The sequence below is a fragment of the Peribacillus sp. NPDC096622 genome, assembly GCF_044762665.1.
Classification (GTDB): Bacteria; Bacillota; Bacilli; order Bacillales; family DSM-1321; genus Peribacillus; species Peribacillus frigoritolerans_B.
This window is the reverse complement of sequence record NZ_JBIWES010000016.1, coordinates 1-15,861: the sequence shown is the minus strand read 5'-3', so window position 1 is coordinate 15,861 and position 15,861 is coordinate 1. Positions and strand designations below refer to the sequence as shown.

The 15,861-nt window shown below is 33.5% G+C and carries 10 protein-coding genes; 3 read left to right on the top strand and 7 right to left on the bottom strand.

Annotation, left to right across the window (positions count from 1 at the left end; genetic code table 11):
- Nucleotides 1-898: 898 nt before the first annotated feature.
- Together ACIQYG_RS21820 and ACIQYG_RS21815 are read left to right on the top strand one after the other, a co-directional pair.
- Complete coding sequence (locus tag ACIQYG_RS21820) at nt 899-1,567, top strand: hypothetical protein (RefSeq protein WP_402842390.1); 669 nt, start codon at nt 899-901, stop codon at nt 1,565-1,567.
- A 14-nt stretch (nt 1,568-1,581) separates the two neighbouring features.
- Nucleotides 1,582-2,136 (top strand): hypothetical protein, encoded by a 555-nt coding sequence (locus ACIQYG_RS21815; protein ID WP_402842387.1) that lies wholly within the window; start codon nt 1,582-1,584, stop codon nt 2,134-2,136.
- 399 nt (nt 2,137-2,535) lie between these two features.
- On the opposite strand, the gene ACIQYG_RS21810 is transcribed toward ACIQYG_RS21815, so the two are convergent.
- The 7 genes from ACIQYG_RS21810 to ACIQYG_RS21780 all read right to left on the bottom strand — a co-directional run bounded on the left by ACIQYG_RS21810 (nt 2,536) and on the right by ACIQYG_RS21780 (nt 14,473).
- Entirely contained in the window at nt 2,536-2,781 is a 246-nt protein-coding gene (locus ACIQYG_RS21810) for a hypothetical protein (RefSeq protein WP_402842384.1), read from the bottom strand.
- Nucleotides 2,782-2,799: 18 nt separating this feature from the next.
- Nucleotides 2,800-8,889, bottom strand: coding sequence for a DNRLRE domain-containing protein (locus tag ACIQYG_RS21805; RefSeq protein ID WP_402842381.1), 6,090 nt, complete (start codon nt 8,887-8,889; stop codon nt 2,800-2,802).
- A gap of 817 nt (nt 8,890-9,706) precedes the next feature.
- Nucleotides 9,707-9,997 carry a helix-turn-helix domain-containing protein gene (locus ACIQYG_RS21800; RefSeq protein WP_402842379.1) on the bottom strand — a complete coding sequence of 97 codons (291 nt, stop codon included), beginning with the start codon at nt 9,995-9,997 and terminating at the stop codon, nt 9,707-9,709.
- Between the two features lie 84 nt (nt 9,998-10,081).
- Complete coding sequence (locus tag ACIQYG_RS21795; protein ID WP_402842376.1) at nt 10,082-10,453, bottom strand: type II toxin-antitoxin system RelE/ParE family toxin; 372 nt, start codon at nt 10,451-10,453, stop codon at nt 10,082-10,084.
- 585 nt (nt 10,454-11,038) lie between these two features.
- A complete protein-coding gene (locus ACIQYG_RS21790; RefSeq protein ID WP_402842373.1) occupies nt 11,039-11,956 on the bottom strand; it encodes a class I SAM-dependent methyltransferase in 918 nt (305 codons plus the stop codon).
- Between the two features lie 621 nt (nt 11,957-12,577).
- Nucleotides 12,578-13,840 (bottom strand): IS110 family RNA-guided transposase, encoded by a 1,263-nt coding sequence (locus tag ACIQYG_RS21785; RefSeq protein WP_402842370.1) that lies wholly within the window; start codon nt 13,838-13,840, stop codon nt 12,578-12,580.
- 174 nt (nt 13,841-14,014) lie between these two features.
- A complete protein-coding gene (locus ACIQYG_RS21780) occupies nt 14,015-14,473 on the bottom strand; it encodes a DUF3888 domain-containing protein (RefSeq protein WP_402842367.1) in 459 nt (152 codons plus the stop codon).
- 192 nt (nt 14,474-14,665) lie between these two features.
- On the opposite strand from ACIQYG_RS21780, the gene ACIQYG_RS21775 reads away from it, so the two are divergent.
- Nucleotides 14,666-15,196, top strand: coding sequence for a GrpB family protein (locus tag ACIQYG_RS21775; protein ID WP_402842364.1), 531 nt, complete (start codon nt 14,666-14,668; stop codon nt 15,194-15,196).
- Nucleotides 15,197-15,861 lie beyond the last annotated feature (665 nt).

The following is a 15,861-nucleotide window of genomic DNA, read 5'->3' as shown; positions in this document are numbered from 1 at the left end:
CTTCACTTACTAAATGGGAAAGCTAATAAGTGTTGTATTGGAAATCCCTTGGATTAGAATCTAAGGGATTTTTAGTAACTCGTAGTTTTGAGCTTTGAAATATATTCAGAAAAAATAATGTTTTCCTTATTAAGCTAACAGGTTCGATTCTTCATTAAGAAGGATCGCTTTTTCTTATGGAACTATCGGGGCCAGAAGTCTTATAACACAAATTGGAAATATATGTGGAAGTTATACATAAACCAAACGGTATATATATATAAGAGCTGTTTTTATAATGAAGAGACTCAATTAGGGCAAGCATCACGAAAAATTGTTGAATCCAAACTTTGTAATCCTGTTGACACACGTGCATATCCAATTAACACCAAAATTACTCTTTTCTTATTTTTCCTTTGATTTCATTGTAATATAGGATATGTTTTATTAGGTTATTGAACGTAGAATAATGAACAGGGTTTGGTAACGTCTATAGCAAGAAAAAACATCCTTTTTAACTCGAATCTAGGTGTGTTCAGAAAAGGACGACTTTCTGTACAATTGTTGTCATCAACAGAAGCTACTGAAAAATATAAAATAATATATTGAATAATAAAAGTAACTAATTTTGATTTTACACAAGTAAAATTACGGGCATAAAAAAACTTTTAACGAAAAAAGGATCACCTACTAATAGCATCTTCCCTTTTTCATACATCTATATTTATCCACTGAAAAAAGCATTATGGGGTACAGCCAGCAAAACGCGGAAAACGTACGCTAAGCAAAATTCAACATGAAAATAGCCATTCTTCTTAACGGGGTCCTGTCGACAAAACAAAGAAATATACGTTAAGCCATTTCTTCTTAGATGTAAAAAGGCAATTTTGATTAATCCGATGGATATTTATGTTAGAATTTGATTACAATTCCTAAAATTGTTATAATTTTACTATATTTCAAAAAGGGGGTTTTTAAAAATGAAAAAATCAGTATTAGAGAGGTTGAATGCTCATACAGTGAAAAAAAAACAGTAATTATTTATTTTCTCAGTATTTTTTTATTAGCAGGGTGTATAAACAATTCACCTAGTGAGTCCTCAAATAACATAGAACATTCAGATGATAATAAAACATCTGTAAAAAATTCTGAAAAATCCATAAAATCCGAAGAATCAGAACAAAATGAAAGTAATAATGAAAGGTTTAAGCTAGACATTTTTAGGTATTCCCAATTTATCCCATTAAAATACAATGATAAAGGTGAATATAAACTTCCTGATTTAGAATTAGATAATGCTGGAGTTATTATATTCGAGCCTCTGTATTTAGAAAAGTCACAGAAAGTAACTATTGAGTTTCAATTACAAGCTAATAGTCCGTTTAATCATATGACTATAGGAGTAATTAAAGATTATTCTCCAGATTCTAATTTAAAATATGAAATAGAAAAGATTTATTCAGAGTCTATTGATAATAAATTAACAGTTACTTATAAATCTCCAGAAGACTCAAGCTATTCTATTTGTATTTTAGGGACAATGGCAAATCCTGTTGGAGTGAAGAACGGAAAAATAATTCTAAATTAGAAGGAGTGTTTGTTTTGAAGAAACCATTTTATTTATTGGGTCTTACCATATTTCTTATTTCCTTAGTTTTTAATACATCCAATGCTGAAGCTTCTAAATCTAGTAATTCTACAAATGATTTAGTAACCATAGATACTAGTATTGTGCCAGATTCATATGAATTAGAAGTGCTTGTTAATAAAAATGACGCAAATAAAGAAGACTTGACTATTTTTGTAGACGATCATAAGTATAAGATTGCTGATGGAAAATTAGTTGAGGATTCTATACCTAGCTTTAGGACATATGCAACAACAGATTCGAGAACAGCAACCCTGTATAATGGTCAGAAACTTTTATGGACGAAATATGCTTCTAGTGGTACAACAGTACACACAGGATCAACAGGAATTGACGAACTAAGAGAACATACAATAAAGAATAGCAGTGGTACTGTTCTAAGTTCTATTAAATCTAGTGCAGGTAGTATAGGATGTCAAAAAACAGTGACATCGTCTGGCAACTATACTTTCAGTATCCAAAACCTTAGTGCAACAACTCAAACTTGGAATTGGACGGTTACTTTTTAACAGCTAGATAAACGATAAATAAGGTAAGGCCCTTACTCTGAGGTAAGGGCTTTATTTCTGTTCAAATTATTATTCCAAATTTCCCCTACAGACAAGGGGATTAGCTGGGGAGCGTAGGAAAATCAGGGTTTAACTTCCAAAAAAGTGGCTTAACGTATAATCCTCTCGTTTTTGTCGGCAGTGACCCTTAACGTACAGAAGAATGGCTATTTTCATGTTGAATTTTGCTTAGCGTACGTTTTCCGCGTTTTGCTGGCTGTACCCCATTATAAACCATTCATTTATTCAGCATCTTTTACTGTTATCTGATTTTTGATGAAGTTTCCATTAAATCATATTCAAAGTAAAAAGAGAACGAAATTAACTCTCGTTCTCCTTTTATAAATAGTTATTCATTTACTAGGATAGTTGCCATAAACCAATAGAAAATAGAACGACCATAAGTAGGCACACTATAATATATATTGTTTTTTTTACTTTAAATGGTAATTTAGTTATCAAAAAATACATGAAATTACCGAAAATTCCTGCTCCACTTATAACTTCACTTTGCTCTTTGTCTTGCTCTTTAGTGTATCGAATAGCAAATATTAATGCTGTTAATGATAAAATAATAAGAAAGAGAAACCCAATATCTATGTGCATTTTTCCCCCTCCTTTCGTTTAGGCAGACCTTGCTACTCTATATGCTAATTTTTTACCGCCCCGTCTATAAGCTTCTGAAATTTTTATGAAGTTTCTTCTTTCTCCCTGGAAAGTGGCATATGCTGCATCATAAACTGCTTTCCTAAAATTAATTTTATTATCTGAGACATACTGATTTGCTAGTTGAGATTTCAATTCCCATTGAAAATTACCCATTAATCTACTCACAAAATTAAATCCACCTTTAGCAAGTCCTCTTCCTAAAGCACCACCAAATGCACCAGTTAATCCACCTACTATGGCCATGTTTCTTACTTTTTTCCACTCTATTTTTTTCTTCATCTTTTTATATCCGTATTTCCAATATAAATCCCAAAAATAAGGAACAACTGCTGATACTGCTCCACTAATAGCAGCTCCAATTAACCAAAATACTTCACCTGAAGGATCGATATATTTAACAGGATTGTTGTTTGCATAAGTATATCCATTTTGAGTTATGGGGTTATTATCTTCACCTGGTTGAGGGTCGAGAGCTAAGAAACTACCGTTCTCAGGGTTATAATAACGTGCTTTGAGATAATAATTCTTTGTTTCTAAATCATAGTAATATCCTGCATACCGAATTGAGTTATCTTTAGCAACTTCGCCGTTTTCCGTTAATATATTTCCATAAGCATCATAAGAATAAGAACCTACTTCTTTTCCTTCGTTATCTATAATTGATACTACATCTCCACGATGATTCGTCCAGTAATGAAATGCTTGTTCCTTCCAGTTACCACTTACATCTTTTTCGCGAAGTACCATACCTAAAGGAATGTATCCTTCCCATTGGTAATTTCGATATTGTTCCACAGATCCGTTACGAATTACTATTTCTAGGGATAATTGATCGTTATCATAATAGTATTCATGTATTTGGGTACCGATAATTTTTTTTGTGCGCAAACCTGTTTCATCATACTCATAGCGAGCTACTTCATTGTCATTTAAATCTGTAATTCTTGTGTTGTAGCCAAGGGCATTGTACTCATATTTGTATGTTTCATCTTGAAGCAAGTTCCCATCATTATCATACTTATAATCTTTTCCGTTTTTGGTAGTGATTCTATTTGCTGTGTTGTATGTGAAAATATCTTTTTTGGTACCATGTGTGCTTTCAATGCGATTACCAACGTCATCATAGCTATATTTATTAATCGTGTCATCTGGTAATTTCTCTTGAATTAGTTGACTATTCTCATCATAGGTAAAACTTGTTAAACCTTTCTCATTTCTTTCCTCAAGAATATTTCCTGAACCATCATATTTATAGAAAAAGTTTAATTTCGTACTTGTTCCTTGGGTATATGCGATTCTTTCAAGAAGGTTGCTTTTATTCAATGTATTGGTTCTTAAATATAGATTTTCATTAACAGTGAGTATCTGTTGATTATTAGTCAGATTATCATCGTAATCAAAAATCATCCATTTTTGTTGGTCAACTCCAACTGTGAATCTATCAGGCTTCCCTTCAGTTGTATACGTTAGTGATTGTTCCACCTTCCAAGGCTTTGTTTCATCAGAATAAAGGATGGTCGAACTTAATGGTTGTTCATTTTCATCATACGTATATCCAATTCTGTATTTCCCTTGATTATAAGACTGAAGTTGAGAATGATCATTATAGGTTAAATCCTTTTCAAGAAGTGTTTTAGTATTTTCTAGATCGCGATAGGTTACGCTTGATAGTTGTCCATCCTTATATGTTTGATCCCACTTTAATACTTCTCCTTTTGCTGGAGTAGTTGCTGTCACACTTTCAACTTGATTCATTGAATCATAGGAATAGATTAAAGTATTACCAGAAGGTTTTTCTTCTACATCCATATTTCCATTCGAATTATATTGATATTTAAAAACCATACCTGGTAAGGTAGCTTGAATGACTTGATCATTGTCGTTATATTCATAGACTTTGTTCCGTCCTAAAGCATCCGTTAAAGTGTTTAAGTTCCCATTTGCATCATATTTATATTGAGTTGTTTTACCTTTTCCATCCGATACAGCAGTAATTACGTTAGACTGCAATGGGTGATAGTCGTAAGAAACGCTTCTTCCCCCAGCATCCGTTGTATTCTTTATGTTACCAAATTGGTCATAAGAGGCACTAGAGGATTGACCTTCTGCATCTTTTACTGTTACCTTATTTGTTGCATCATCATAGATTGTTTCCACATAAGTTTGATTTGGAGAGATCACTTTCGTTTCTCGACCAACCGAATCATACTCATAGGTAGTCGTTTCCTCCCCAATTTTTGTACTAGACAGGTTTTCTCCTTTATAAATGTTTATCGTAGTAGTACCTGTTGGATCGATGACTTTAATTGCACGATTTTTATCATCATATTCATACGAAGTTGTCCCATTAGGTTCAGTGTGAGTTTTTAAATTTCCATTTGCATCATAGGTATTAGAACTCGTTATCCCCTTATCAACAGAATTTAACACATTATATTGATTATCATATCGGAAGCTGGAATTTGTCCCATCACTGTTTAATATATTGTTAACAGCAAACGTACCATTTTCCGTATCCTTTTTATAAACCGTTTCATTGTCATCAGTATCTGTCACCGTAAATTCATTTTTTCCATTATCATAATGGTACGTAGTAGAGACAGAAATGGACGCATTTTCTTCTTGTTTATCGAATACTTTCAACTCATTATCATCATAAAGATATTTGGTTTCATTTCCCTTGCCATCTATATAAGATGCTAACTGTCCAAGTGAATTGTAGGAAAGCTTTTCTGTGATGCTATCCGTTGTCCGAGAATCTTTTGTTACTATGGATACCATACGCTTACTCTCATATCCAATTTCTGTCCAATGACTTCCGTATCCTATCTTATTAATTAATCCATCATTGTTATACGTTAATTGAATGCTCGTCCGAATTTTCTCGCCTTGTTGATTTACTTCAGAGATTTCGGATAACTTATCTTGATTATAAAAGAAGCGTATCGTATTTTGATTAATATCTTTATAGGCATATAATCGATACTCATTAGCTTTTCCTGAATTAGCCTCGAAAATTTTAGAAAATCCATCTTTTTCTTTTAGACTAAATCCTTGAGCACCATTAACCGTTTCCTTTGTTAACGTATAGTATTTACCCTTTGGAGAGATGTATTTTTGATTGCTAGAATCATAGCTGAATTCATGTTTGGTCCCATCTTCATCATAATATATGACTTTTGCTGGTTCACTACTAGTACTAGCTACTTCAATCAAATTTTCATTTCCTGCAAATGTCCAGCCTTGTCCAAGAGCAGAGGCACGAGTGGACCGTGAATTATAGTAACGGGTAAGATCAAATCCTAAGACACCTCGAGTGAATAGGGATTGATCAGTAAACTCCATGACCATATTACCGGTGGTAACATTAACAGATGTTTGGGCATTTCCTGATTGGTGATCGCCATAGGTAAAGTAATCCTCTAATCCAATCAAATCCTCTTTAAAGGGGATCGATCCATAAACATTGGATGAAGGTGCACTTAAACCACGGGGACCTGTCATTTTTTCTGTTTCCGTTACAGGTACATTGTCGTCTTCATCATCAAAACGATAAGCCTTAACCCGAACTTGGTAGGCTTTTTTATCTTTTAAAGATTGAGGTGTGCCTGAACTATAATAATTAGTTGGATCAACTGGTAAATCTGCTATTTTATCAAATAAGGTTTTACCGGTTGTATCAAAGTGAGTATCTCCCTTTACTGTAAACTCCTTATAGGATTCCCCTGTATTTATTTCAACCTGGTAAGATCCTGCACCTTCTACTGCATCCCATTGTACATCTAACTTCCCTTTATTCTGTACATAATCTAGAACATTCCCGGTTACTTTCACATTTTTCGGTGATAGTAGTGGAATATATCCATAATTCACATCCGAAGACGGAGAATCTCCTAAACTAGTTACGGCTTTTACACGAATACTATATCGTTTCGAAGAACTTTTATAAGTCGGACCAGGATCAATCGGTAACTCTACTCCGGTAGAAGGAGTTCCTGTTGAACTTAAATCCGTAATATGGAGCTCGTTCTTGCCAGCAGCTATTTCAGCATCAGTAGGCCAGATTTTTTTTCCTTTTGTACTAACGCTCGTTACGTTACCTACTGAAAACTCTTCATACTTTTCACCGTTCCAAATGAGAACTTTATAACCCGTTGCATTTGTTACTGGTTTCCACGAAATATTAAGCCATCCACGTCCTTTATTAACCGTATCTGTTTCGGGGTATGCATTAGCTGTTACGGTTGGGAGTTCAGGGCTCCCCACTTGAAGAACAGGGATAGTTTTGTAAATAACTGTTGAAACTGGGCTATCACCACTTGCAAACTTTGCTACTACACGAAACCCGTAATCTTTTTTCGTTGTAGCTGTTCCACTTTTTGCACTATAAAAATCACTAGGATCTACTGGTAACTCAACACCCGTACCATCCGTTTTATAGGAAGAACTGGTTGTATAAGGTGATTTAGGGAAAATCTTTTTCCCTTTTGTTGACCAGCTTGTAGTTGTACCTGAATAAATGGTTTGATATCCTTTACCATCAAATAATTGTAGATCATATGATTGTGCTCCATAGACGGCATTCCATTTTACATCGATATAACCATCAGCTTTTCCTTCCCCATAAGAGTAAGAATTTACCGTTGGATTCGTCATCTTATTATAATGATAACCAATCACAAGTTTAGCTTTTTTACTTTCAGCTGCGGTTATTTTTTTCCAATATGTTTTACCATTTCCGTTTGTATGGAATTTGAAGCCATAGTTTTCTCTTGTGCCGTTAACCCAAGCTTGAACGGTATTCTTAACATCAAAATAGGCCCACTCATCTCTAGCAACTGTCGTACTGGTTATATTGGTCGAAGAAGGCTTATTGTTCCAAGTTAATTCATCTACATACCATTGTCCTTTTACCTCATCTACCCAAATACCTGTTTTTATATCGGCATAATAGGAATGAGTGACATAGGCTGCTAATTGGGCTGAATCAATGGTTGCTCCCTTTAAGTCCCCAATTACACTAAATTTTATAAACGGGTAATTAGTTCCTGTTGTACTATCATAATATCCCGTTTTTAATACATATTCTCCTTGTGATGGATCCCATTCTTTATTGTAATTGTTATTTGGATAGGCGCTCATCACAAATGTATCTCCCAATGAATCAATCGATACTGAGGGATCAATATAAATAGGGAAGACTCGCTTAGACGAAGATAACCATTCTTTACTAGCAGTCAAAACTAATTCATAACTATTGTCTGACTTTCTATTTAGCTTATAATGGATATCTGTCGATCGTATACCATCGCCTAATGTCTCATTATAATTTGAATCCACCATTACTGGTTTAGGTAAAGTGAAAACTGTTTTTTCTTTAGATTCGTTTTCATAAAAACCTATCGATCCATCTTTTTCAACTTGACCGTATAAATCCGTTTGAATCGTATAGTGAAATTCATTAATTCCATTATATTCGTTCATGATCCAATCTTCTTTTACCTCATTATTTAAGGCTACATGCCTTAAATCAATTTGAGGGTATAGAGATTTATAGGTTATAGAATTTTCCTTTTTTTCTAGCTCCGATGAATAATTAGGTTTGGTCTGTTTCTCTCCATCGGAGGCAGAGTTTAATTCAAACGATAACTTGTGCTCACCAGACTGATAGACTAAGGGTTTATCCTCCCCTAATTTTTCAGGAAACATAGATTGTAAATTCGTTGTTTCTGTCTCTACATAACCATTATTCCCTTTTTCCACTAAATCTTCGGAAATCGTCTGATACTTTCCGTCTACTTTGTTATGTACTTCTTCTTGATAAATCTCTTTAACAAAATTTCCATCACCATCAGTGAATGTTTTCGAACTTGGCGTTCGCTCTTTGACAACTTCCTCTAAATTATCAGTGGTGATTGGTTCCTTTTCCTTTTGAACTGCCTGACTATCCTCAGGATTATCAGTTGCACCTGAATACGTAGGTAAGATGCTACATAATAAAGCCAGAATCATAATCGATGCAAAATACTTTCTAAATCTAAACAAATCATTCCCTCTCCTTCCAATAAACACTAATAGATTATATATCAGGAAATATAATTAATAAATTAGTAAAATGTTACTCGAATCCCAAAATACAACTATATTAAATGATTTATTAATCAGGAGAAAAGAATTGTTTATGTATGGATTAATAACATATAACTATAATGGTCTTAGGTTAACGTACCTATGATAAAAAACTCACTCAATTTTTTATCTAATCTGGTATCTAACTATGCCTCCACGAAGCATGATCTTGTACATCCGGAAACGAAATTTTATCAAGAGTAATTAGAGGATTGGTGCCGGGTAGATCCCCCAATCCTTTTAACGTTTAAACGAAGGAGAGACACCAGACGAAACAAAAAAGGAGAAATCGACTTCAAGAATAAATTGGAAGATAATACAAAAGTCATTTGGTTATTTATCGATTAAAAAAGAAAGAGTAAATTATCTAAAAGAGGAGGTGAATTTTTCCAATCATTTTGTTTTTGTTCAAGCCCTAATTCATAAATATTAGTGACTTCCCATAGGATAAACAGTTTAATCACAGTTTCAAATTTAAAAAAGGAGATGATAACATCCATCTCCTTACAAATCAGCTGAATTACTGAAATAAAATACAGTAATTAATTTATTTTCACTTTTAATAAAAAATCATATCTCTTATAGAGTTTTAAAATTATTCTACTCGTTATCTAAAATCAATTATTGAATAACATCTAATAATACAATATTCCATGAAATAACCTCTCTAAAATTAATTAATAGCATCTACAATATATATAAGTAATTATTTATTGAAGTATTTTTTATAATTTTATTTATCTTCCTTTACTTTAATTTCGATTTCTAAGTCTAATCCGTCCAATATTTTAAGTAAGGTATCTATATTATAATTTTTTGCACTGGTCACACGAATAATTTGAGGATGTTTTAACCCAATATTTTTAGATAACTTTCGAATAGATAATTGTTTTTGTTCTATCCTCTCTTTAATTTTTTCTGATATTTTCAACTTAGAAACCGAGGTTACATAATATTCTTCAGGAATGTCCATAATTTCTGAGATATCGTGGAACTCAATGTTATCATCATTGTTCTCGGTCATAGATTAATTTACTCCTTCCAATTTTATCGATTATTAATTTTTTTCATATGATAGCAGATAAAGTCTTGCTATGGAGAAGGATGTTTACCATCCTTCTCTTTTTGCAATTCCTTCTGCAGCATCTAAATCTCGTTTTATTAATTTAGGGGTTGTTTTTCTAATTATATTGAGTAATCCATACTGTGCTGGTTTAGTATTACGAGAGATTTTTTTAAAAAGAATTCTCCACTCAGTAGCAGACTTGTCTTTAAACTTCATTTCCCAAATCTTATTCCTATGTGTCATTTCAATTCTTTTGCTTAAATAATCATTATTAGTCCCATTCTTGTCTAATAAAAAAAGTGTTTCAAGAATTTCTTTCCTAACTTGTTCGGATAATACTTTGTTCCCCAGTCCTTTTTTTACTTCCCCCGTAAAAACAAGATTTGGATACTGACGAATATGTATTTTGGCCATATTCTCCAGTCTCCTTCATATGAAATTTTCTATTTTCATCCTACTAATACGGTAATACAAATGATACCAAAAATCAAGTTTTACTGTATCTACTTATCGCCTAGGTACTCTTGTCCTGACCTTCCCATATGAAATAAAGTTTGATTAACCTAATACAATAGTACACAAATAGAAAAGCATGTTTTGAAAACTGATTAAACATGCTCTTAACATTTATAAAGTTTAGATTATTGTATGGATGATAAATGAATCTTCAAAAATTAATTTTATCAATTAATACATCTTTTGAATTCTTGTATGTGCAAAATAGCATTTAAAAAAGGTGCAAAATAAATCCTGAAGTGACAGCAATAAAAAAACGTCCTTTTCAAATCGAACAGTGGTGTGTTCAGAAAAGGACGAGTTATGGAACAAATTATAACTTATTTATGAAATGTTTGCTTTTCTACCTTTTGTTCAGCAATCGGGCCAGATTGTTGAATAACTTGCAGTAAGAGAATTAGAATATATAAATTTTAGATGAGAATGAGTACAACCTCCCAATCATAGGGAGATTGGGAGGTAAGTCTGGTATTAACCGAAATATTATTTTTTTACAGCATGGATGTAATGAATCGTTTCAAATGCAGACAAATAGTCTGTACGACTACGAAAGAATTCATAATTAATAGTAACAGGTGATAAATGTTCGAAAATGAGTAAACCTGAGTTTTCTAACATTTTCTCCATTTCATCATAAGTAAAACATGATTTCATTGGCTCACCACTAGCTGAAGCCATTTGAACCATATTTTGAACTCGATTAGACATTCCTTTTTCTTCAAAAAGTTTGTCGTCTGCATAATCAAAAACGATAGAACTTCCTGATGGAACTTTGGTAAATAATCTATTAATCAAGTTGGCATTTTCCTCTTTTGTTAAATAATAAGAAACACCTAAAAGACTAAACAAAGTCTTTTTGTTAGGCATAAAACCTTCTTCAATAAGATTTTGAAAAGTAAATTCTTTGGTGAAATCCATTGAAACAAAATGAAGATTATCCGGAATTTGATAATTAGCATTTGCTAACCTTTTCTTTTTAAAGTCTTGTGTGGTTGGATAATCAACTTCAAATATTTCTATGCTGTCGTTTAATTCTGTGTGTCGGAAACAAAAGGTATCTAATCCAGCTCCTAGAATGACATACTGTTTAACGCCTAGCAACATTTCATGAAATAATACATTTTCGCAATAGGCAGCACGTGCTAAAGGAGTTGGAGAAAGTTGAACTTGTGTAATCCATTTTAAAATTTCTTCTGGATGATCTTGAAACTTCTTTGCAATTTTATGATTAAAGAATTGAATTCCTTTAATCATGTTCTCACTAATATCTGTAAATTCTTTTTGGGTAATTAAATCTTTTGCAATAAAATTATCAAAAATTTTGGGTGTGTCATATTTACTGTGGTATGCTCGACCAAAGGCTGATATTAAGGAAGTTAAACTTGATTCATTTTTCTTCATACAATAATCCTCCCATAAAACAAAAATAAGATTCCCCTGGCCAGGAGAACCTTATTATACACACAAATATTTTAACTTTAAATTATAGCATAAACAATTTTTTTCGTCAAATCATTTGTTTTATAATAACTAATAAATTTTTTTGTAGTAAATTAAGATATATTTCTATATATTATGGTAGAAAATCTATGTAATAAAGGATATTGTTCAAGAATCGCTTTTCTTAATGAACTCCCTCAGTTTAATAAATAATGCTCACGAATTCTCGCTTATTCGCAGGATTTCAAACCACATGGTATAGGTTACTTTAGATGAACGAAAGAGATAGGACCGTTTTGATAAGATGAGGGCAGATTGAAATAGGGGATCCGTTGAAAATCCCATATTATTACATATTCTGCACGCATTTTCCACGCTGCCCTGGAGGCTTTCCCTCCCATGTCTCAACGGGTCATATTCCTATGCCCTTTCATTCCTTCGTCATGCCTATCCAAGGGGTGGAGGCCGGTTTTGCTAACGGAACGGGTCATTGCCCTTTTATTCATTACATCCAGTACTCGTGCTTTCTTTGAATTTACGAATAAGCCAATGCTCGTGAATGACAATATCAAAAGGTAAGTTTCATGCTGCTTCTGGAGTGATCGGGTAAACTTTTTCTGGGGAATAGTCAGATCCACTTCTGGCCATTCCCACTAAAACTCTGGCGAGTTTACCGCATAACTTCATGACAGACTTCATTTTCTTTGTTTTTTTCACCTTAACATTTGTGGCGTGAATGGCTTGGAACTCTGGGTTATTCATAATCAGACTCATCGTCGCAAGAAATAGGAAACGTCTAAGTCGGGACCTACCACGTTTGGATAAAACAATTTGACCTTTCCATTTTCCAGAGCTTGCCTCGGAAAGGTGCAGTCCTGCGTGACGTAATAAAGCATTGCCATGAGCGAAACCACTTAAATCACCCGATTCTCCAAGAATACCAGCCAGTGTAATCGTGCTAATTCCTTTAATCGCTAGTATTTTTTCAGCATAAGGAATTTTCATGAGTATATTTGTGACTTCCTGTTCAACTGCTTCAAGTTGGACGGTCACAAGATCGTATTCCTCAAGCAATTGCTTCAAATGAAGTTTATAAGCATCAAGAGCTTTTTTTGTACCAACCGATTTGTTCGCTAAGTCGATCAGTGAATGAGCCTTTGAAACACCTGCATGTCTATTCATTACTGATTTCCATCCCATAATGATATCTTGAGGCTGTAACGAACGTAGTTCGACTGGAGTGGGAAATAAGCGCAGGGTTGCGATAGCTCCCTTAGCTGTTACATCTTTGAAGACTTGTCGTAGTTCAGGAAAGACGATATCTACCCAGCGATTTATTTGGTTGATTGAGCTGACAAGCCGTTTAACGATCATGTCCCTGTTAGACATAAGAACTCGAAGTTTTTCTATGGATTCTGGGCTATGATGAATCAATGTATAATAGCCATTTTTCACTACATCAGCGATGACGAGAGCGTCCTTTTTATCACTCTTAGATTGGGTATTATCTCGATTCTCTTTATTCCTTTTAACAAGGTGCGGATTTACGGTAACAACTTCAACGTTTTGTTCAACTAACCATTTTGATAGATTCAACCAGTAATGACCAGTAGGTTCCATGCCCACGATGGCGGTGTCTAAACGGTTTATTCGTTTAAGTTCTTTGATCCAACTTAGAAATTTAGTAAACCCCTCATCATTATTTTCAAAGGTTAGAGGATGACCGACCACAATTCCTCGATAGTTAACAGCTCGAGCAACATGAAATTGTTGTGCAATATCAATTCCTACAACAAGATGACGATTCGTGATTCTTTCAATTAGTTGATTTTGTTTGTTTTGCATTTTAAAAATTCATAGTAGAGCTTCCTCCTTAAGATGAGTTTTGGTTTGTGTGTACTCTCATCATACTGAGGGGCTCTGTTTTTTTCAAAGCCGATATTTAACGCTCTACAGGAATGCTAACGGGTGCTTTAGCTTAAGATTTATAGAAAAAAGCACCAATACGGTGCTTTACAGTTATTTTTTACCTTTCGAAGGTTCAACGTGACTATAATTCAATAACTCCACCTTGGTAGCAGCTAAATTTTTCTCATCCAGTTCTTTGTTAAACTGAAGGGGTGAAACACCAAAAGTAATGGTATCCGTGCCAAGTTTTCCCGTTTTATTGCCATCGTAAGTTATAACAGTAAATTTTATTATATAGGGATGACTTAATTCCCTTCCTTTTTCCGATTGGTCTAATTCCACAACATCATAATTTTTATCCCACCAATTATATTGAATCCTTACTGAATCCTTTTTATAAAAATCTTTTACTGCTTGTACCATTTCATCAGTAAATTGGTCTAATATAAAATGGTCCATAGCTTGTTCCATGCCTTTTGAATCGTGTTTATGCTGTTTCTCAGCACAAACGGAAATGTTATTGAGACACGTAGAAACCATCAAAATTGCTAAAACCAAAAACTTTTTCATCGATTCCCTCCTTTTTGTTATTATTGGTAAACAGGCAAATGTTATTCAATTAACGGGTACGTTAGCTGAATAACGGATCTGTCTTTAAGGCAGCTTTTCCTTATGGAACTAAAGGGGCAGGATAGTTGAACAAGAGAATAAAATAAGGTAATGGTAATGTTTAATGAATAATGTAAAAAAGGTGGGCTTCTTTTGAGAAAAGCCAAAATACTTGCTTGGACCGATGACTGGGGAAAATCATACAGTCAAGAAGAGAAAATATTGAAAGAAGTGTTTAGAGATGAATTAGTTGATATTTTTCATATTGGAAGTACCTCTATACCAACAATAGGTTACGCAAAGCCGATAATAGATATTTTAATTGTTGTAAAGGATATTGAGAACGTTGATTTATACAACAATGAAATGTTGGAATTGGGGTATGAACCGAAAGGTGAGAATGGGATTGCTGGAAGAAGATATTTTCCAAAAGGAAAGGATAATAGAACACATCATCTACATATCTTCCAAGTCGATAGTGAACAAATAAAAATCCATTTAGATTTTAAAGAATACTTGATAAAGAACCCTGTGGAAGCTAAAAAATATGGAGAATTGAAAATCAACTTAGCAAATCAGTTTCCAAACGAACATCACAAGTATCAAGATGGAAAACAGCAGTTCGTTAATGAATTAGCCGATAAAGCGAAAGAATGGGCGTCACAGAGAAGAATTTCTTATTAAAACTAACGGGTGCGTTAGCTGAAGATCAGAGCTGTCTTTAAGGCAGCTCTTTCTTTATGCAACAATCGGGGCAGTTTTGTTCAAGAGCAGATTTATAGTTATAATTTTGATAAAAACAAGAAAAGTAGGTATTGTAATGAAACTTGAAAAGATTAAAGAGACTATATTCGTAATTGGAACTTATACTTTTCTTTTTCTGTTCTTTTATAGTTTTATTGATACAAATTGGAGTAATGAGAAATTAAATTATTTCAAGCCATATATAGGTGCTTTGGGATTGCTTGTTGTGGTTGGATATATGGAAAGGTCTTCGACAGTTTTATCAAAGAAAAATTACCTTTGGATTAAAATTTTCGCCATAATCTTTAGTGTACTTTTACAAGTGTTTTTTATATCTCAATAGCAATATTAACGTATGCTTGTTGAACTCCCATGAAAATTAAAAAAGCTCAAAATCCAGAAAAAACCACAACAAAATAGACCCAGTAAAAATGCTTTTTAAAAAAAGGCTGAGCCTTATGAGTAATCTGATTGAGTTTGGTCAATCGTTAAACAAAAACCTCCATCCACAGCATATTAAGTAGAGGCTAGCGCGACGACCAAAAAAGGATTAATCTCCCATGAGTGCTACCCATAAAGGGCGCGACAGTCGGTGGTACACCGTG